The sequence below is a fragment of the Catellatospora methionotrophica genome (assembly GCF_011297335.1).
Taxonomy (GTDB): domain Bacteria; phylum Actinomycetota; class Actinomycetes; order Mycobacteriales; family Micromonosporaceae; genus Catellatospora; species Catellatospora methionotrophica.
The window spans coordinates 1-18,474 of sequence record NZ_JAAOTJ010000028.1; the positions used below are offsets into that span (position 1 = coordinate 1).

Consider the following 18,474-nt stretch of genomic DNA (forward strand, 5'->3'; position numbering starts at 1 on the left):
CAGCCCTCGCCACCGTCACCGTCCTGGCCATCGTCGCCAGCTGGAACAACTTCTTCCTCCCCCTGGTCGTCTTCACCGACCAGACCTGGTGGACCCTGCCCGTAGGCGTCCAGGCCTTCCAAGGCCAGTACGCCGACGACACCGCCAAAGTCCTCGCCTACGTCGTCCTGTCCATGATCCCCGCCCTCGGCTTCTACGCCATCGCCGAACGACAACTCATCGGCGGCCTCGCCGGCAGCGTCAAGGGCTGACGGCGTACCCGGTTCTTCCGGTATATTTCCGCAACTTCTCGGACGTCCGAGGGTAGGCAGTGACGGCCGTGCGTGCCCCAGGTACGCTCTGCCGCGCCGAAACCTTCCGGCGGTAGGCGCAAGCGGTGACGAAGGAGTGCCCGTGGCTGCGGAAGAGACCCGCAAGATCACCATTGCCGCGATCGCGCGGCTCGCCGGGGTGTCGGTGCCCACGGTCTCGCGCGTCATCAATGGCCGCTCCGACGTCTCCCCGCAGACCCGCGAACGCGTCGAGGAACTGCTCACCCGCCACGGCTACCGCCGCCGCCCGGCCAGCATGCGGACCAACTCGGGCCTGATCGACCTGGTCTTCCCCGACCTGGACAGCCCCTGGGCCGTCGAGATCATCCGGGGCGTCGAGGACGTCGCGCACACCGCCGGGATCGGCACCGTCGTGTCGGCCGTACACCGGCGCTCGTCGTCGGCCAAGCAGTGGCTGGACAACATGCGCAGCCGGGCCACCGAGGGCGTCATCTTCGTGACGTCCACCGTGGAGGCGCCCCTGCAGGCCGAGCTGCGCCGCCTCAACATCCCGGTCGTCATCGTCGACCCGGCGGGCGTGCCGCCCATGGACGCCCCGACCATCGGCGCGACCAACTGGGCCGGGGGCCTGCGCGCCACCGAGTACCTCATCGGGCTCGGGCACCGGCGCATCGGCTTCATCGCCGGACCGCCGCGCCTGATGTGCAGCCGCGCCCGGCTCGACGGCTACCGGGCAGGGTTGGAGTCGGCCGGGCTGCCGGTCGACGACGACCTGATCTACCAGGGCGACTTCTACCACGAGTCGGGCTACGCGGGCGGCAGCCGCCTGCTGCAACTGCCCGAGCCGCCGACGGCGATCTTCGCCTCCAGCGACCAGATGGCCCTGGGCGTGTACGAGGCCATCCGCCGCCAGGGCCTGCGCGTGGCCGACGACGTGAGCGTCGTCGGCTTCGACGACCTGCCCGAAGTCCGCTGGTCCTCCCCGCCGCTGACGACGATCCGGCAGCCGCTGTCGGAGATGGGCATGGTCGCCGCGCGCACCGTGCTGCGGCTGGCCCAGCGCGAGAAGATCGAGAGCCCGCGCATCGAGCTCGCCACCGAACTGGTCGTGCGCGACAGCACCGCCCCGCCGCGCGGCTGACGCGGGCTCGATAGTTTCCGGAAGTTATTGACTTAACCCGATGGCGGAGCGCAGGATTGGGAGCGCTTCCATCGATGCATGCCGTGTCCTGAGTGCCCTCGACCGCCCGGCGTCCCCTGCCCGGACCAGACGCCGCACGTCCAGCGCACGAGCCACCCCAGGGCACCGCACTGACGCTCCGCCATCATGAGGAGGACATCCATGACGCCCCCACGCGTCTCCGTCCACAGAGCACGCCGCCGGTTCACCGCGCTCACCGTCCTGGCGCTGGTGTCGACGTTCGCCCTGCCGGTGCTGTCGGCCTCGCCCGCCGCCGCCGCGACGCCGCTGCGCACCCTGGCCGCGGCCAAGGGCAAGTTCATCGGCTTCGCGGCGGCGACCAGTCCGCTGGCCAACGAGGCGGCCTACCGCACCATCGCGCAGACCGAGTTCAACCAGATCACCGCCGAGAACGCGATGAAATGGGACGCCACCGAGCCCTCGGACAACAGCTGGAACTTCAGCGGCGCGGACCAGATCGTCAACTTCGCGGTCGCCAACAACCAGGCCGTGCACGGCCACACCCTGGTCTGGCACAGCCAGACCCCCGGCTGGGTGCAGGGCCTGGGCGCGACCGCGATGCGCACCGCGATGCAGGACCACATCACCACCCTGGTCGGCCGCTACGCCAGTAATACGGCGCTGCAGTCGTGGGACGTGGTGAACGAGGTCTTCGAGGAGAACGGCAGCTTCCGCTCCAGCTTCTGGTACAACACCCTGGGCCAGAGCTTCATCGCCGACGCGTTCCGCTACGCCCGCGCCGCCGACCCCGACGCGAAGCTGTGCATCAACGACTACAACGTCGAGGGCATCAACGCCAAGAGCACCGCCATGTACAACCTGGTCCAGTCGCTGCGCGCGCAGAACGTGCCCGTCGACTGCGTCGGCTTCCAGGGCCACCTGGCCACCCAGTACGGCTTCCCGAGCGACCTGCAGCAGAACATGGCCCGGTTCGCGGCGCTGGGCGTGCAGGTGCGCGTCACCGAACTCGACGTGCGCATCCTGACCCCGCGCACCTCGGCAAAGGACACCGTCCAGGCGCAGTACTACACCAACGTGGTCAACGCGTGCCTCGCGGTGACGGCGTGCGCGGGCATCACCATCTGGGGCTTCACCGACAAGTACTCCTGGGTGCCGGACACGTTCCCCAGCGAGGGCTTCGCGCTGCCCTACGACAGCAGCTACGCCGTCAAACCGGCGTACACGGCGATCAACACGGCGCTGGGCGGCAGCCCGAACAACGACACCCAGGCCCCGACGACGCCGGGCACCCCCACCGCCTCGGGGGTGACCTCGAGCGGGGTGACCCTGTCCTGGACGGCCTCGACCGACAACGTCGGCGTCAGCGGCTACGACATCCTGCGCGCGCCGGGCACCTCGGGCGGCTCGTTCACGCAGGTGGGCACGTCGACGTCGGCCACGTTCAGCGACACCGGCCTGTCGGCGAACACCTCGTACCGCTACCAGGTCCGGGCGCGGGACGCGGCGGGTAACACCTCGGCGGCGTCCAGCGCCGTCACGGTCACCACGACCGGCGGCGGCACCGGCGACACCCAGGCCCCGAGCACTCCGGGCACCCCGACCGCCTCGGGGGTGACGTCGAGCGGGGTGACCCTGTCCTGGACGGCCTCGACCGACAACGTCGGCGTCAGCGGCTACGACATCCTGCGCGCCCCCGGCACCTCGGGCGGCTCGTTCGCGCAGGTCGGCACGTCGACCACCACGTCGTTCAGCGACACCGGCCTGTCGGCCAGCACGTCCTACCGCTACCAGGTCCGGGCGCGCGACGCGGCGGGCAACGTCTCCGCGGCGTCCAGCGCCGTCACGGTGACCACCACCGGCGGCGGCACGGGCGGCGGCTGCTCGGTCACCGCGGCCGTGCAGACCCAGTGGAGCGGCGGCTACGTGATCCAGCCGGTCACCGTCACCAACACCGGGACCTCGGCGATCAGCAGCTGGACCGTCACGTTCACGCTGCCGTCCGGGCACGCGCTCGTCGGCCAGTGGAACGGTGTGATCACCGTCAGCGGCGGGACCGGGACCGCGAAGAACGCGAACTACAACGGCGCGCTGGCCCCCGGCCAGAGCACCACGTTCGGGTTCCAGGTCAGCCGCCCCAGCAGCGACAACAGCACGGCGAGCGGCTTCACCTGCGCCACGCCGTGACGATCCCCGGAGCACGGCTGTCTCCCTTCGAGCCGTGATCCACCCTGAGACGGGCTGCCCGACGGCGCGGGCGGCCCGTCTCCCTGCCCGCGTTCGCCGCTTAGGATCACCGGGACCAGCCGCGATCCGGAGGTAGCCCGTGCGAGTGTTCAGTTCCGCCGCCGACCTGGCCGACGCCGTCGGGCAGGACATCGGGCCCGGCCCGTGGCACCCGGTCGAGCAGGCCCGGGTCGACACGTTCGCCGCGGCGACCGGTGACGACCAGTGGATCCACACCGATCCGGCGCGCGCCGCGGCCGGGCCGTTCGGCGGGACCATCGCGCACGGATACCTCACCCTGTCGCTGCTGCCGCTGCTGGTGCGTGACCTGTACCGGTTCGAGGGCGCGCGGATGGTCGTCAACTACGGGCTGGACAAGGTGCGCTTTCCCGCGCCGGTGCCGGTGGGGGCGTCGGTGCGGCTGTCGGCGCAGGTCGTGTCCGTCGCGGAGGCCGGCGGCGGGGTGCAGGTCACGGCGCGGATGACGGTCGAGTCCGACCGCTCCGCCAAGCCCTGCTGCGTGGCCGAGACGGTGACCAGGGTGTTCTTCTCGTGAAGCGGGTCAGCAAGGTCGTCGCGTACATCGTGCGCGGCGGGCGGGTGGTGGTGTTCGCGCACGGCGACCACGACACCCTCGCGCTGGCCGGGATCCAGGTGCCCGCCGGCACGGTGCAGCCCGGCGAGCTGCCCGAGGACGCGGTGCTGCGCGAGGCGTACGAGGAGACGGGGTTGCCCGGCCTGCGCCTGGTCCGCTACCTGGGCGTCGGTGAGTACGACGGGCGGCCGTCGACCGACGCGGTGCACGTGCGGCACTTCTACGAGCTGGCCGTCGGCGCCGACGAGGTCCCCGAACACTGGACGGCGTACGAGACCGGCGACGGCGCGCACGAGCCGATCCGCTTCGACCTGAGCTGGCTGCCGCTGGACCAGGCGCACGTGCTCGCCTTCGGCCAGGGCTCCCACCTGGCCCGGCTACTCGACTGAGGCGGTCCGGTCCCAGTCGAGGCCGAGCAGCAGGTCGAGGAAGTCGGCCAGGCGCTGGGGGCCCCGGCAGACCAGCCGGTGCGCGACGTCGTCGCAGGCCCAGCGGGCTTCGAAGCCGCGCCACGTGGTGCCCGCGCTGACCCGTACCCGGTGCGGGCCGAGGTTGATCCGGGCGATCTGCCGCTCCAGGGTGTCCTCGTCGAAGCCGAGCACCGAGTGCACCTGGATCTCGACGGCGCCGCGCCGGTATGCCGCGAAGCGCTGGGTCGCGGTGCTGATCCGGCTGCCGGGATCGGCCGTCCACGCGGCTGGCAGCGCGGGCAGGCCCGGCCACGCGTCGACGGTGCGCCGTCCGCGTCCGGCCAGCAGGGCGGCGGCCGTGGTCAGACCCGTCGTGGCGTGACGCAGGGCGGAGGCGTGGAGCGGGGGGACGGCTGCGAGCACGGTGACTCCCGGAGGTCGCGGCGTACGCGACTCGGGGTGGGGAGCGCGACGCGGTGATGCGGCGGGGGTGGTCGCCGCGGGAGCCCGACGCTGCGCTCGTCCCTACAGTTCACACCACCACCACGCCCCGCGCTGCCAACCGCCCACTCTCCGGGAAACCGGATTCCGCCACCGCGCCCCGTCCCGCCCCCGGTCCGCTTCGGCCGACTCCCCGCCCACTTCCCCGTCAAGATCGCTGTCTCGGGTCAAAACCTCAGATCAGGCCATAGGTTTTGACCCGAGACGGCGATCTTCGGCGGTCAGCCGAGCGCGACGGCGCTCCCGACGGCGCTCGCGGTGGCCGGGGCGGGGGAGGGGTGGAGCCAGTCGGGGTCGGGGGAGTCGGGTGGGGCGTGGAGGGTGAGGACCACCTGGCCGGTGGGTTCGTCGAGGAGGACCATGCGGACGGCGGCGGGCTGGTAGCGCAGGCGGGGGACGGCGTAGACGGCGGACACCTCGTCGCCGCGGTGCCGGGCGGTGAACACGAGGATGCGCCACTCGCCGTCGTCCCAGTGTTCGCGCAGGTCGGAGGTGAGCAGGGCGGCGGTCTGGCGCCAGACGGGGCTGCGGTGCAGTTGCTCCACCGTGGAGTCGAGCGGCACCGCGAACCCGCCCCCGGCCAGCGGCCGGGTGACCCGGACCTGGAGCTGGCGCAGCGGCTCCAGCCAGTGCCGGTCGAGTTCGGGGGACAGCGCGACCAGTACGGCCGCCTCGCCCAGCAGCAGCGCCACGGCCGACAGCGGCCTGGTCGCCAGGACGTCGGTCCAGCCCACGGTCGCGGGCAGGGCGAGCAGGCTCGCGGCCAGCAGGCCGCCGGTGCGGGCGAACGAACGCCAGCGCACGGGGGTACGCGTGGCGGACAGGCAGCCGCACGACGAGTCCGGTGCGGCGACGCGGGCGTACGCCAGGTAACCGGCGAAGCCGACCGACAGCGTGGCGGCGGCCAGGGCTTCGGCCGGTAAAGCGGGCGGGGCTAGCAGGAGCAGGCCGAGGGCCGCCTCGACCGCGCCGACCAGCCGGAACGCGGGCAGTGCGCGCGCGTCGCCGACCAGGCGGGCCAGCGCGCTGCGCCCGGCGGCCGCGGCGGCGTCGCGGGAGAGCAGCTTGAGCCGGGCCGACCAGAGCAGCACGAGGCCGAGCAGCAGCGGCTGCAGCGGCGCGATCCACGAGAGCATCGATCCTCCGGGATGTCGAAGGGTGTGGGGGGCGGGCGGACGCCCAGGGGTTGCGGGCGTCCGCCCGGGTCGGCGGCGTCTGTGGGAGGGCCGACGCCGCCGCGCGATCAGGCGTTGGCGTACACGGTCGCGATCTGGACCTCGTTGGTGTCGGGCACCCACGCGCCGATGACCTGGACGTGCTTGCCGACGCGCAGCATCGACATGTCGGATACGGCGGGGGTGTTGTTGTAGCGGGCCGCCGACGTGCCGGGCACCAGGTGCCCGACGATGCGCTTGCCCTTGTGGTCCAGGTGCAGCAGGTTGCGGCCGATGGCCGCGATGTGGGCGTGCACGTTGACGATGTTCACCCACACCGAGTCGGCGGCCAGGGTGCCGTCGGGCAGGCGCAGGCCGCGGGCGTACAGGCCGTCGCCGACGGCGACCTGCTCGAACGTGGTGGGGCGCAGTTTCCAGATGCTGGTGCCGCCGGTGATCCGGATGCGCCACAGCGCGGTGTCGGAGCCGGTGACGAACAGCATCCCGGCGCTGATGCCGGTGATGCGGCCCTCGGCGAAGTTGGGGTCGGGTGCGCCGGGCTCGATGGCCTGTTCACCGGCGGCGAAGGCGGCCTCGGGGGCGAGCGAGCCCAGCGCGGTCGCCCCGGCCAGGGCGGCGCTGCCGACGACGGCGGAGGTGAGCAGGCGGCGGCGGTCCAGGTTCTCGGTCATGTCGGCCTCCGGCTCACACGGTGTCGACGCTGCAGGGCTGCAGGCCGGACGACAGGCTGGCGATCTGGCTGTATGCCGCGGGGGTGAGGTCGACGATGCGGTTGGTGCCGCACACCGAGCCGCAGCAGGCGCGCTCGCCGCACCACAGGTCGGTCTGCGGGCCGCAGTCGGCGATGGTGGTGCCGACGCGCTTTCCGTTGCAGCGGTTGGTGGTGTAGTGCCGGAATCCGCAGCCGCGGCGCGACATCGTGACGCCGCAGGCGTCGGGCCGGGTGATGTTGAAACAGGCGGCCGATGCGTTCGGCCAGGCGTGCTGGAAGCTCCCGCTGTTGCAGGTGCCGCATGCCCCGTGTCCGGCGGTGCCGCAGGGGCCCCAGGAGTTGCCGCAGCAGAACCACGACATCGTGCCGGTGAGTGCAGCCACTGTCCGCCTCCTTTCATGGTGGGGGGTGTCTACCAGGAGGAGCGACGATGGGCCCATCGACGTTTGTCGAACATCATGGACGTCGGAGAGCTTCGCAGTCAATCGATACACTGAAATATTTCTCCAACATGCAAACGGACGTCGATGGCTTGAATGAGGGGCGCGCGTGTCGCGCGGCGGTCGTGGGCACCCTTGTGAGCTGACCGGTCACGGGTCGCCGTCCAGGGGCGTACGCTGCATTAATGGACGCGTCGCGGGCGGGCGTCGGCAGCGACCCGCTGGCCCATATCAATGTCTCCCGGCTCCGCTCTGATCTGCGGGCCGTGCAGGACCTCGGCACCACCTCCGGGGCGATGCGGGCCTGCACGGTGAGCGCCGACATCCGCCAGGCCTACGGCACCGCCCTGCGGGCGCGCGACGAGGCCGCCGCCTACCTGCACGGCAACCGCGACTGGACGACCGAGGACCTGGCCGAGATGATCTGCGGCCACCGGGCGGACGAGCGGCGGGTGCGGCTGATCGCCCAGTGGTCCAGTGCCCCGCAGCACCTGCACGACGCCGGGCACGAGCTGCTGCACCGCCAGCAGCTGGCCAGCGAGCTGCGCGACCTGCTGTCCGAAGCCCGTGCCACCGCCGTGCACCACCTGCGCGAGGCCGAGCTCATGCTGCCCGCCGACCCGCTCACCCGGGTGCACAAGGCGACCGACATGGTGCGGTTCAGCAGCTATCACCTGGACGTGGTGGCGGCCAACCGCAACCTGTACGCCGCGAACCTGGTCGTGCACCACGAGTGGGAACTCGGCGAGATCGCGGAACTGGCCGAGGCCGAGCCGGAGGCGATCTCCAGCGCGTACGAGGCGGCTCGCAGCAACCCGCCGTCGGACGCCGATTCGCGCTCGGTGCGCGAACTCGCCGCCCTCGCTGCCGCCATCGCCGCCCGCCGCCGCCACTGGGAGGCCGCCCGGCAGGAGGCCGTCGCCGAGTGCCTGGCCGCGGGAGTGGACCCGGAGCTGGTCGTCGCACGTTCCGGGAGCTGAGCGATGAGCGACGTGCCGATCGCCGACCACGCGCTGCTGTCGGACTGCCACACCGCGGCGCTGGTCACCCGGCACGGTTCGGTCGACTGGCTGTGCTGCCCCCGGTTCGACAGCCCGTCGGTGTTCGGGCGGTTGCTCGACGACGACGCCGGACACTGGTCCATCAGGCCCGTCGGCGCGTTCACCGCCACCCGCCGCTACCTGGACCAGACCCTGGTGCTGGAGACGACCTTCCACACCCCGACCGGGACCCTCGCGGTCACCGACGCGATGGCCGTGGGGCCGAACGAGCACCCGCACGGCCACGCCCTGGGCAACGGCGCCCCGCACATGCTGGTGCGGTCGGTGAGCTGCCGCGACGGCGAGGTCCGGATGCGCGTGCGCATCGAGCCCCGCGCCGAGTACGGCCTGCTGCGCCCGCTGATGTCGCACGTGCCGGGCGGCCTGAACATCCGCGGCGGCCCGGAGTGGCTGATGCTGTCCAGCCCGATGGACCTGGCCTGCGCCGACAGCAGCGCGTACGGCGAGGTGACGCTGCGGGCCGGCGACGAGCTGCAGTTCGCCCTGCACCGCTCGACGTGGGGCCTGGAACCGGCCCGGATCTGGTCGCAGGAGGAGATCGCCGACTGGCTGGCGGTCACCGTGCAGGCCTGGCGGGCCTGGTCGAAGCTGCACCAGAACTACGAGGGGCCGTGGCGGGAACTGGTGCACCACAGCGGGCGGGTGCTGCAGGGGCTGACCTTCCGGCCCAGCGGCGCGATCGTCGCCGCGCCCACCACGTCTTTGCCCGAGGGCGTCGGCGGCGAGCGCAACTGGGACTACCGCTACTCGTGGGTCCGCGACGCCAGTTTCACCATGGAGGCGCTGTGGGTCGCCGCCTGCCCCGACGAGGCGGGCGACTTCTTCACCTTCATGACCACCGCCGCGGCGGGCGCGATCGGCCCCGACTACCCGTTGCAGATCATGTTCGGCGTCAACGGCGAGCACGACCTGACCGAGCGCACCCTGCCCCACCTGCGCGGCTGGCGCGACAGCAGCCCGGTGCGGGTCGGCAACGGCGCGTGGAACCAGCACCAGATCGACGTGTACGGCGAACTGCTCGGCGCGGCCCACCTGCTCGCCGACAAGATCTCCGAGATGGACTGCGACATGCGCGCGTTCCTGGTCGCACTCGCCGACGCGGCCGTGGTCCGCTGCCGCGAGGCCGACCACGGCATCTGGGAGGTGCGCGGGGAGCCCCGGCACTTCGTCTACTCGAAGGTGATGTGCTGGGTGGCCCTGGACCGGGCCATCGGGCTGGCCGACCGGCTGCAGGCACAGGACCGGGTGCCGGTCTGGTCCGCGGCCCGCGACGAGGTCCGCGAGCGGGTGCTGCGCGAGGGCTGGAACGCGTCGGTGGGCGCGTTCACCCAGTACTTCGGCTCCGCCGACCTCGACGCGTCCTGCCTGATGATGCCGATCGTGGGCTTCCTGCCCGCCGACGACCCGCGCATGCTGGCCACCATCGACGCGATCGCCGACCGGCTCACCGACGAGCGCGGCCTGGTCTACCGCTACCGCACCGAGGGCGGGGTGGACGGGCTCGCCGGCGAGGAGGGCACCTTCCTGCTGTGTACGTTCTGGCTGGCCCAGGCCCTGGCCGAGGCGGGCCGGGTGAACCGGGCCACCGAGGTCTTCGAACGCGCCGCCGGGTACGCCAACGACGTGGGCCTGCTCGCCGAGGAGGTCGATCCCGCCACCGGCGAACTGCTCGGCAACTTCCCCCAGGCGTTCAGCCACATCGGCCTGGTCAACGCGGCCTGGTCGATCTCCCAGGCCCGTCACCGCGCCGCCCTGTGAGCCAGGGGCGGCTCAGCTGGGCTTGGCGGGGCGGGTCTTGGTGAGGGTGGCGAACACGACGATGTTGTTGAGGTAGTTGCGGTCGGTGCGGTCGTAGGGCGGGCCGCAGGTGACCAGGCGCAGGCCCATGTCGTCGGTCGCGCCGTAGACGCGGTGGGCGGGGAAGTCGTCCTTCGGGAAGGACTTGACCACGTCGACGGTGAAGGTCGCCAGCGAGCCGTCCAGGCGCTGGACCTCGATCTTCGTGCCGGGTTTGAGCGAGCCGAGCTGGAAGAACACGGCGGGGCCGCTGGTACGGGTGTCGACGTGCCCGACGATGACGGCGTTGCCGCGCTCGCCGGGGCTGGGCCCGTAGCGGTACCAGCCGGTCAGGTCCGGGTGTTTGAGCTCGGGCACCTGCAGGCTGCCGTCGAGGTTGGTGCCGACGGTGACCACGACCGCGTCGACCTGGATAGACGGGATCCGCACCCGCACCGGCGCGGAGCGGTCCAGCGGCCGGATACCGCGCGCGTCGGGACGCCGGTCCATGTCGACGAGCTGGTAGCGCCCTGCGGCGTCGTCGGCGGGCTGGGGCGGCCCGGCGGGTGTGATCAGGAACGCGGCGGCGACCAGCCCGATCCCGGCCAGCGCCGCGCCGGCCAGCGTCAGCACGGCGCGGCGTCCGGCGCGCGCCTTGCCGCGGTGGCGGCCGTGGGAGGGCGCGAGGTCGACGGCGGTCAGGGGTTCGACCCCGATCGCGGCCGCGGCACGGGGCTGGTCGTCGGGAACCGGCTCGTGGCCCGGCACGGTCGCGGGCCCTGTTACGGGATCGGACGCGGGCTCAGGCGCAGTGGTGGCCACGGTACCTCCGGCTCCGGTGCAGCAGCACGAGCCCGCCCACGCCGGACACGGCCAGCAGGCCCGAACCAGCGCCGAGCAGGGCCAGGCTGGGGCCGTCGGAGGTGGACCCGCCGCCGCCCGCCGGAGCGCCGGTCGGCGAGACGACCAGCGTGCCGGTGCCCGTCTCGCCGTCACTGCAGGTGACGTTGAGCTGGTAGGTGCCCGGCAGGGTCGTCGAGGGCACGGTCAGCTCGGCGTTGAACGCGCCCGGCCCGCCCGCGGTGTACGGGTTGAGCGTGATCTCCGACGGGCCGCCGATCGTGGTGCCGCTGACCGAGGCGGAGCCCGCCCCCGCGCCGCAGTACGCCGACAGCGTGAACTTGCCGCCGGGGGCGACCGCGGACGGGTTGACGGTGACGTCGGCCGCGGCGAACGCCACCGCCGGCCAGGCGAGCGCCGCGACGGCGACGCCGATGGCTGCGGACACGGCCGCACGCCGGAGAGACGGTCCCATGGCTGCTTTTCCTTCCCCGAGATCCGCAGATCTGCTGGGTATTACAAAAGCACCCTTTCCCGGACGCAGTTCACGTTTTGCCTGAAGTCATGGTGATCGGGATCGCCTCGATCCAGGATGGAGGCTGGGGGGCGTCCACCCCGACCAGACCGGCGATGATCCGGGTACGCGACAGCGCCGCGTCCGGCCACGGCGTGTACCCGTCGGTCAGCACGATCACGAAGTGCGGCGGCTCCGGCACGTCCAGCGCGGCCCGGATGCCGACCCGCATGTCGGTGCCGCCCCCGCCGGCCAGCACGACCTCGCCGACGGTGGACACCCGGCGGGCGGCGTGCACGTCGGCGTCACAGGCCAGCACGGCCACCCGGTTGCCGCGTACGCCCACCGCGCGCAGCACCCCGCCGACCTCGGCCAGCACCGCCGCCAGGTCGTCGTCGGACATCGAGCCCGACGTGTCGATCACGATCGCGACCCGGGGCAGCGGCCGCCGCAGGCTCGGCAGCACCACGCCCGGCAGCGCGGCCCCGCGCCGCGACGGCCGCCGGTAGGTGTAGTCGACCGCCCCGCCCGCCCAGGCGGCCGCCTCGCGTACCGCACCGGCCAGGGCCTGCCGCCAGTCGATCGTCGGTTCGAGGACCTGCTCGGCCCAGCGCTGCCAGCCCGCCGGCACCGTGCCGCGCCCGCGCACGTGGGCGCGGACGGCCTGCGCGGTCTGCCGCCGGATCGCGTCGGCCTCGACCCCGCGCACGATCGGCGCACCCGCCTCGCCCAGCTCCCACGGCGAACGGTGGCCGTGCGCGCCCGACCCGCACTCCACGGGCGGGCAGTCGCAGCGCGGGCCCGCGTCGCCTGCCGCACAGCCGCCACGGCAGGGAGGTGTGGCGGGAATCGACGGCAGGTACTGCTCGAACAGCTGACCGGTGGGCAGGCCGAACAGATCGGGGTGGATCCGGCCCTCGGGCAGGGGCAGGCCGTCGGCGACCAGGTCGTCGTTGATCTCGCAGTCCTCGGCGAGGTTGACCCGGTGGTGGTCGGCGCGCAGCTCGGCGGCCAGCCGGTCGGCCCGGCCGTGGTGGTCGCGCAGCAGGTGCGCCACCTCGTGGATCCACACCCCGGCCAGCTGCTCGACCGAGGTGTCGTCGACGAACGCGGGCGACACGTAGCAGCGCCAGTGCCGGTCCACGCCCATCGTCGGCACCCGGTCGCTGGGCACCACGGTCAGGCTGTACAGCGCGGTGGCCAGGTACGGCCGGTGCCCGGCCGCCCGGAACCGCGCGGCCAGCAGCTTCGCCCGGTCCAGCGGCCGCCGCGTCGGCGCGGTCGCACCCGCCTGCCGTTCGGGCGGGTCCGGGTGCGCGGAGGTCGTGCCCGCCTGCTGCCCGCGCCGGTCCGGATCCGCGGCGGAGGCACCCGGCGCGGGGGCGGTGCTCACCGAGCGGCCGGGAGCATGCCGGACAGGCTCAGCACCTCGACGAACGCGTCGATCGCGGGCGGCACCGGCCAGTCCGTGTCACGCAGCGCGGCCAGGTCCAGCGCGGCCCGCGCGGCGACGTCGGGCACCCCGGCATCGACGGCCTTGGCCAGCACCACCCAGCCCGCGTCCCAGCGCTGCTGGGTGGTGCGCCCCTGCACCGCCGAGACCACGGCGGTCAGGAACGCCAGCTGCCGGTCACCCCGGTCGGGCAGCGCGAACGCGTCCGGGTCGGCCAGCACCCGCTCCGGGTCGGGCAGGTCCAGCTCCTGCAGGTACGTGCTGAACTCCAGGCCCGCGCCGTCACCGACCGCGCCGACCAGCGCCGTGGTCAGCGCGTCCCGGCCGGTGTCGGTGGCCAGGTGGAACGCCAGCAGCCGCAGCGCCATCTCCCAGCTGCGCGGCGACGGCCATGCCCCGCCCCGGCTGTCGGCGTCGGCGGGCAGGTGATGCACCAGGCCCGGCCGCGCTGTCAGGAAGCCGGCGATCGTGCCCCGGGCGCGGGCCACCGCCCCGGCCGTACGCGCGGCGTGCACCGTCGACACGGTGATCGCAGGCCAGGTCCCCGCCAGGCCGCGGGCGACGACCCGTGGGTCGTGCGTCCAGTGCAGGTGCACGAAGCGGTTGGCCAGCGGCGGGCTCAGGTGCCAGCCGTCGGCGGCGCTGGCCGGCGGGTTCGCCGCGGCGACGATGCGGATCGCGGCGGGCAGCTCCAGGCTGCCGACCCGGCGCTCCAGCACCACCCGCAGCAGCGCCGCCTGCACCGCCGGCGGAGCGGACGACAGCTCGTCGAAGAACAGCAGGCCCTGCCCGGTGCGGGCGAGCCGCACCGCCCAGTCCGGCGGGGCCATCGGCACCCCGTCGGCGGCCGGGTCGTCGCCGACGATCGGCAGCCCGGAGAAGTCCGACGGCTCGTGCACGCTGGCGATCACCGTCTCCAGCGGCACGCCCAGCCCCGTCGCGAGCTGCTGCAGCGACGCGGACTTGCCGATGCCCGGCTCGCCCCACAGCAGCACCGGCAGGTTCGCCGACACGGCCAGCGCCAGCGCCTCCACGCGCGGGTCCGACACCGGCTCGCTGCGCCAGGCCCGCGTCGCCGCGATCAGCTCGTCCGCCGTACGCAGGGCCAGGCTCATGCGTTCTCCCCGTTCACCCGGTGCTCCTCCAGGTATTGCGAGATCAGCTTGAGGTCGCCGTGACCCTCGCCGCTCTCCTGCTCGTAGTACTCGAAACCCTTGTATTCGACGAGGTCTGCCGGGGAGGTGCCGTTGTCGTCCTCGGCCTTCGGGTCCGCACCCGCCCGCAGCAGCGCCTGCACCAGCGCGGGGCTGCCCACCCAGCCGACCGCGACGTGCAGCGGGGTGCGCCCCCGGTGGTCGCGGACGTCGACGGGCAGGCCCGCGGCCAGCAGCCGGGGCAGCAGCACCCGGTGGTCGAGGCAGCGCAGCAGGTGCAGCAGGGTCGAACCGCGGCCGTCGCGCACGTACGGGTCCAGGCCCGCGTCGAGCAGCTCCAGCAGCGTGTCGGTGTCGCCGTGCAGGATCGTCTGCATCAGCTCGCGCCGCTGCTGCCGCAGCGCCCGGGGCAGCCGCGTGCTGCCGTCCGTCCAGCCCTGCCGGGCCGCGAAGCAGCCGGCCACCTTGCCGCCCAGTGCCCGCAGCGTCTGCTCGCGCTGCACCTCCTCGGGCGTGTGGTCCAGTGGCACGAGCCGCCCGCCGGTGGCGTCGATCCGGTGCCACTGCCCCCGGCAGCGCACCCGCACCGGTGCGAACGCCGGGCCGCGGGCCGTCGCCACGCCGCCGGGCGCGTCCGGGAACAGTGCCGCGCGCACCAGCGGGTGCAGGTCCGCGGGCGCGATCAGACCGCGATACAGCAGCTCCAGATCGGGGGGTACGCGGTAGAGCGGCTCGGCCAGCGCGGGCAGCTCACCGCGGCGCTCGTCGCCGAGCATCCTGACCCGCACCGTGTCGCCGTCCGGGGTGAACAGGAAGCGCAGCCGCCAGTCCGCGTTGAGCGTCACACCCTCGGCGGCGTACCGCCGGGCCAGCCCGCGCACGGCGGGGGCGAGCGCGACCAGGTGCAGTCGCTGCCCGAGCACCTGGTCGAGGCTCACCTGGTACTGGCTGTACCGGGCGGCGGGCAGCGTCTCGTCCAGTTCCAGCCCGGCTTCGCGCCACGCCTGCGCGAGCCGCCCGGCCGCGAGCTGGGCGGCGGAGCGCTCGGCCCGTGCCGGTGCACCCTCGCCTTCGGCCGTGGCGAACCCGGCGAACGGCACCGGCGCACCGTCCGGGGTGAGAAACGGCAGCCGCTGCCCGTCGCCGCCGTACGCCTGCCGCAGCCCGCTCGCGTCGCGGCCGCGCCACAGGCAGCCGGGCAGTTCGGGGCCGGGCGCCTTGCCCAGCGCCGCCACGGTCAGCCGCAGCCGCTGCGAGCCGTCCACGGTCTTGGGCAGCTCGACCTGCAACGCCACGGTGTCCTGGCCCACCCGGTCCAGGTCGGGCGCGAGGGTGAAGGTCAGCCCGGTGGCCAGGCTGGTGCGCCCGCCCAGGGCGCGGGGCAGGTGCCAGCGCAGCAGGTCGGGTGCGAAGTCGAGCAGCTCCGCCTCGACCCGCTCGGCGACCTGCGCCCCGTGGGCGCGGCCCACCGCGGCGAGGTCGATGTCGGTGTCGACCCGGCCCGCGGCGCACGCCCCGCGCCAGTCCCCGGCGAGCCGCCGGTCGGTGCACTCGGCGATCATGCGCGGCGGCACGGCGTAGCGGCGGATCCGCTGCCAGACGGTCAGTTCGGCGTCGCTCACCGGTACACGCTCGCGATCGCGCTGATGTCGGGGTGCGGCTGCTCGGCGGGGCCGAGGGTGGCCGCGGCCAGCCGCCGCAGCCGCCGGGGCACGCCGTGGTTGATGCCGAGGTAACGCAGCGGCATGTCGTCGTTCAGGGCGGCCAGCAGCAGCTTCGCGCCGCGACCGGTGATGCCGGTGAAGCGCAGGTCCAGCCGCCGCAGCCGGCTCGCGGGTAGCACCGCCGCCAGCGCGGCGGCACCGGCGTCGCCGACGGTGTTGGGCAGCGCGCCCAGGGCCCGTTCCGACGGCGGCCGGGCCAGGTCCAGCGCCGTCCACGCGCCCAGCCGCGCCGCCAGCGCGCCCGCCCCGGCCGGGGACAGGCCGTTGCCGCCCAGGCCCAGCGTCATCGGCAGCCCCTCGACGGCCTCGCCGAGCGCCGCCGCGCCCGCGTCGCCGAGGTGGTTGGCGGCCAGGTACAGCTCGCGTACGCGGCCGTCGCGCACGATCGCCGCCAGCGCGGGCACGGCGTCGGGGGCCAGCCCGTTGCCGCCGAGGAACAGCCGCTCCAGCGGGGTGGCCCGGTGCGCGAGCACGTCGGCCAGCGCCGCCAGGCCGTGCCGGGTCAGGCCGGTGTTGACCAGGTCCAGGGTGCGCAGCGTGGTGTTGGCGGCCAGGGCCGCGCACAGCCGGGCCACGCCTGCGTCGCCGATCGGGTTGCGCTTGAGCCACAGCGCCCGCACCGTGGCGTCGTCGGCGAGCCGGTCGGCCAGCGCGCCCGCGCCGTCCGCGTCGATGCGGTTGCAGCCCAGGTAGACGGTCTGCACGTGGTGGCCGGGCGCGAGCGCGTCGGCGACCGCGCGGGCTCCGTCGCTGCCCAGGCCGTTGGTGCCCAGCAGCAGGTGGGTGGCGTGCGGGAAGCCCACCGCCGCCTGCACCACGCGTGCCGCGAGCTGCGGGCCGAGGCCCTGCTTGCACAGGTCGAGCCGCCCGTCGGGTTGCAGGGTGCCGCGCGGGAAGTCCTCGGCCGCGGCGACCCCGGCCGGGTCGGCGAGCCGGGTCAGCAGCGCGGCGAAGTCCGCCGGGTCGGCCAGCCCCGTCTCGGGATGGCTGATCGCCGGGCAGCGCACCGGATTCGCGGGGGTCTCGTGCTCGGTCACCATGCCACCTGCCGGTAGTCCTTGAGGAATGCCCCGTGCACCGGGTCGCCGGCCTCGGCGCGCACGATCGGGTCGTACACCCGCGCGGCCCCGTCGATCACGTCCAGCGGCGGCCGGAACCCGGCCTCACGCTGGGCCTGCTTGTCCGGGTGCGGCCGCTCGTCGGTGACCCAGCCGGTGTCCACGCTGTTCATCAGGATGCCGTCGGCGCGGTAGTCGTCGGCCAGCGTCCGGGTCAGCATGTTCAGCGCCGCCTTGGCCATGTTGGTGTGCGGGTGGCGCTGGGTCTTGTTCGCCCGGGAGAAGCTGCCCTCCATCGCCGACACCTGCACCACGTGCCGCAGCGGCGACGGGGCGGCGGCCAGCAGCGGGCGCAGCCGCGAGGTCAGCAGGAACGGGGCGAACGCGTTGACGACGTGCACCTCCAGCCACTCGCGCGGGCTGACGTCGTGGGCGTGCAGGGTCCACGAGTTGACCTCGCGCAGGTCCAGCGGCTGGCCGGTCTCGTCGGTGCGCCCGGCCGGGAACAGCGCCTGGGCCGGTTCCGGCAGCACGACGGCGCTGTCGGTCCGGTGGCGGGTCGGCGTCGTGCCGATCGCGGCGGCCGGGCCGGTCAGCGGCAGCACTTCGGCCGCCCGCACCTCGCGGTGGTACGCCGCGGGCCGGTGCAGGGTCTGCGCGGCGTTGTTGACCAGGATGTCGAGGTGGTCCCAGCGCTGCGTGACCGCGTCGACCAGCCCGATCACCCCGGCCGGGTCGAGGAAGTCGGCACCGTGCACGTGCAGCCGGTGCGACCACGCCGCCGCGTCGGGCAGCGCCGCGAACCGCCGGGCCGCATCGCGCGGGAACCGGCTGGTGACCAGCACGTGCGCGCCGTCGCGCAGCAGCTTGAGCGCGATATGGAAACCGATCTTCACGCGCCCGCCGGTGACCACGGCCCGGCGGCCGGTCAGGTCGCAGCGGGCGTCGCGGCGCTGCCGGTTCTGCTGGGCGCAGGGCGGGCACAGCTGGTGGTAGTCGGCGTCGACCTGCCGGAACTGCTCCTTGCACACGTAGCACCGGCGCGGCCGGTGCAGCAGTGCGGAAGGTTCACCGGTCGGTGGGAGGCTGCGCGCCGTCGCGGCGGGGATCTCCTCGCGGAAGCGGCTGGCCGTGGCCAGCAACTGCCGGTCGGTCTGCTCGCGGTGCGCGGCCCGGTCGGCCTTGCGGCGTTTCTTGTCCCCCCGGTAGGCCGCCGCGACAGCCCGTTCGACGGCCAGCGCCGCCGGGCCGTCCAGCTCGCCGCGCCCGGCGGCGGCCAGCACCCGCAGACAGACGTCCAGATCGGACGCACCGACCGGCACGGCGGAACCCCCCGGGCCGGGCGCACCGGTCGCGGACACGCGCGCCACAGGCACGTCCGTGCTGCGGTGCGGCATGCACCCT

General features: G+C 73.9%; 17 protein-coding genes and 1 pseudogene. 7 read left to right on the plus strand and 11 right to left on the minus strand.

The features are described from left to right. The 5 genes and pseudogenes from HAV40_RS34430 to HAV40_RS34450 form a co-directional block, all read left to right on the plus strand. Positions 1-251: pseudogene (locus HAV40_RS34430) on the plus strand (carbohydrate ABC transporter permease); the annotation flags it as partial. 142 nt (positions 252-393) lie between these two features. Beyond that, positions 394-1,413, plus strand: a complete 1,020-nt coding sequence (locus HAV40_RS34435) for a LacI family DNA-binding transcriptional regulator (RefSeq protein ID WP_166388484.1) — start codon at positions 394-396, stop codon at positions 1,411-1,413. A gap of 201 nt (positions 1,414-1,614) precedes the next feature. Then, entirely contained in the window at positions 1,615-3,618 is a 2,004-nt protein-coding gene (locus tag HAV40_RS34440; protein ID WP_205694009.1) for an endo-1,4-beta-xylanase, read from the plus strand. A 139-nt stretch (positions 3,619-3,757) separates the two neighbouring features. After that, on the plus strand, positions 3,758-4,213 hold the full coding sequence (locus HAV40_RS34445; RefSeq protein WP_166388486.1) for a MaoC family dehydratase: 456 nt from the start codon (positions 3,758-3,760) through the stop codon (positions 4,211-4,213). Then, positions 4,210-4,641 carry an NUDIX hydrolase gene (locus tag HAV40_RS34450; RefSeq protein WP_166388487.1) on the plus strand — a complete coding sequence of 144 codons (432 nt, stop codon included), beginning with the start codon at positions 4,210-4,212 and terminating at the stop codon, positions 4,639-4,641. The genes HAV40_RS34445 and HAV40_RS34450 overlap by 4 nt, the downstream gene beginning before the upstream one ends. On the opposite strand, the gene HAV40_RS34455 is transcribed toward HAV40_RS34450, so the two are convergent. From HAV40_RS34455 to HAV40_RS34470, 4 genes are all read right to left on the minus strand, one after another. Further along, the gene (locus tag HAV40_RS34455; protein ID WP_166388488.1) at positions 4,630-5,085 is read right to left on the minus strand and encodes a hypothetical protein; all 456 of its coding nucleotides are present in this window, start codon (positions 5,083-5,085) and stop codon (positions 4,630-4,632) included. The genes HAV40_RS34450 and HAV40_RS34455 overlap by 12 nt on opposite strands. A gap of 299 nt (positions 5,086-5,384) precedes the next feature. Then, a complete protein-coding gene (locus HAV40_RS34460) occupies positions 5,385-6,299 on the minus strand; it encodes a MauE/DoxX family redox-associated membrane protein (protein ID WP_203671810.1) in 915 nt (304 codons plus the stop codon). 107 nt (positions 6,300-6,406) lie between these two features. Continuing rightward, positions 6,407-7,009 (minus strand): cell wall protein, encoded by a 603-nt coding sequence (locus tag HAV40_RS34465; protein ID WP_166388489.1) that lies wholly within the window; start codon positions 7,007-7,009, stop codon positions 6,407-6,409. 13 nt (positions 7,010-7,022) lie between these two features. Beyond that, positions 7,023-7,433 carry an RlpA-like double-psi beta-barrel domain-containing protein gene (locus HAV40_RS34470; RefSeq protein ID WP_239086877.1) on the minus strand — a complete coding sequence of 137 codons (411 nt, stop codon included), beginning with the start codon at positions 7,431-7,433 and terminating at the stop codon, positions 7,023-7,025. Between the two features lie 242 nt (positions 7,434-7,675). On the opposite strand from HAV40_RS34470, the gene HAV40_RS34475 reads away from it, so the two are divergent. Together HAV40_RS34475 and HAV40_RS34480 are read left to right on the plus strand one after the other, a co-directional pair. Continuing rightward, the gene (locus HAV40_RS34475; protein WP_166388490.1) at positions 7,676-8,470 is read left to right on the plus strand and encodes a hypothetical protein; all 795 of its coding nucleotides are present in this window, start codon (positions 7,676-7,678) and stop codon (positions 8,468-8,470) included. Between the two features lie 3 nt (positions 8,471-8,473). Beyond that, a complete protein-coding gene (locus HAV40_RS34480; RefSeq protein WP_166388491.1) occupies positions 8,474-10,309 on the plus strand; it encodes a glycoside hydrolase family 15 protein in 1,836 nt (611 codons plus the stop codon). Between the two features lie 12 nt (positions 10,310-10,321). Here HAV40_RS34480 and HAV40_RS34485 read toward each other — a convergent pair whose 3' ends face one another. The 7 genes from HAV40_RS34485 to HAV40_RS34515 all read right to left on the minus strand — a co-directional run bounded on the left by HAV40_RS34485 (position 10,322) and on the right by HAV40_RS34515 (position 18,392). After that, on the minus strand, positions 10,322-11,149 hold the full coding sequence (locus HAV40_RS34485; protein WP_239086876.1) for a class F sortase: 828 nt from the start codon (positions 11,147-11,149) through the stop codon (positions 10,322-10,324). Further along, the gene (locus HAV40_RS34490; protein ID WP_166388492.1) at positions 11,130-11,642 is read right to left on the minus strand and encodes a hypothetical protein; all 513 of its coding nucleotides are present in this window, start codon (positions 11,640-11,642) and stop codon (positions 11,130-11,132) included. The genes HAV40_RS34485 and HAV40_RS34490 overlap by 20 nt, the downstream gene beginning before the upstream one ends. 70 nt (positions 11,643-11,712) lie before the next feature. Then, positions 11,713-13,074: a vWA domain-containing protein gene (locus tag HAV40_RS34495; protein ID WP_239086875.1), complete on the minus strand. Its 1,362-nt coding sequence runs from the start codon at positions 13,072-13,074 to the stop codon at positions 11,713-11,715. Further along, positions 13,071-14,249: an AAA family ATPase gene (locus tag HAV40_RS34500; protein ID WP_166388493.1), complete on the minus strand. Its 1,179-nt coding sequence runs from the start codon at positions 14,247-14,249 to the stop codon at positions 13,071-13,073. Before HAV40_RS34500 ends, HAV40_RS34495 begins: the two co-directional genes overlap by 4 nt. Continuing rightward, positions 14,246-15,910 carry an ankyrin repeat domain-containing protein gene (locus tag HAV40_RS34505; RefSeq protein WP_166388494.1) on the minus strand — a complete coding sequence of 555 codons (1,665 nt, stop codon included), beginning with the start codon at positions 15,908-15,910 and terminating at the stop codon, positions 14,246-14,248. Before HAV40_RS34505 ends, HAV40_RS34500 begins: the two co-directional genes overlap by 4 nt. Then, positions 15,907-17,049: a leucine-rich repeat domain-containing protein gene (locus HAV40_RS34510; RefSeq protein WP_239086874.1), complete on the minus strand. Its 1,143-nt coding sequence runs from the start codon at positions 17,047-17,049 to the stop codon at positions 15,907-15,909. The genes HAV40_RS34505 and HAV40_RS34510 overlap by 4 nt, the downstream gene beginning before the upstream one ends. Next, positions 17,046-18,392 (minus strand): SDR family NAD(P)-dependent oxidoreductase, encoded by a 1,347-nt coding sequence (locus HAV40_RS34515; RefSeq protein ID WP_239086873.1) that lies wholly within the window; start codon positions 18,390-18,392, stop codon positions 17,046-17,048. The genes HAV40_RS34510 and HAV40_RS34515 overlap by 4 nt, the downstream gene beginning before the upstream one ends. Positions 18,393-18,474 lie beyond the last annotated feature (82 nt).

What these genes read in the sequence shown, in the direction of transcription:
- HAV40_RS34440 (WP_205694009.1), top strand. Translation starts at nt 1,615, where the DNA reads ATGACGCCCCCACGCGTCTCCGTCCACAGAGCACGCCGCCGGTTCACC.
- HAV40_RS34460 (WP_203671810.1), bottom strand. Translation starts at nt 6,299, where the DNA reads ATGCTCTCGTGGATCGCGCCGCTGCAGCCGCTGCTGCTCGGCCTCGTG.
- HAV40_RS34465 (WP_166388489.1), bottom strand. Translation starts at nt 7,009, where the DNA reads ATGACCGAGAACCTGGACCGCCGCCGCCTGCTCACCTCCGCCGTCGTC.
- HAV40_RS34475 (WP_166388490.1), top strand. Translation starts at nt 7,676, where the DNA reads ATGGACGCGTCGCGGGCGGGCGTCGGCAGCGACCCGCTGGCCCATATC.
- HAV40_RS34480 (WP_166388491.1), top strand. Translation starts at nt 8,474, where the DNA reads ATGAGCGACGTGCCGATCGCCGACCACGCGCTGCTGTCGGACTGCCAC.
- HAV40_RS34490 (WP_166388492.1), bottom strand. Translation starts at nt 11,642, where the DNA reads ATGGGACCGTCTCTCCGGCGTGCGGCCGTGTCCGCAGCCATCGGCGTC.
- HAV40_RS34500 (WP_166388493.1), bottom strand. Translation starts at nt 14,249, where the DNA reads ATGAGCCTGGCCCTGCGTACGGCGGACGAGCTGATCGCGGCGACGCGG.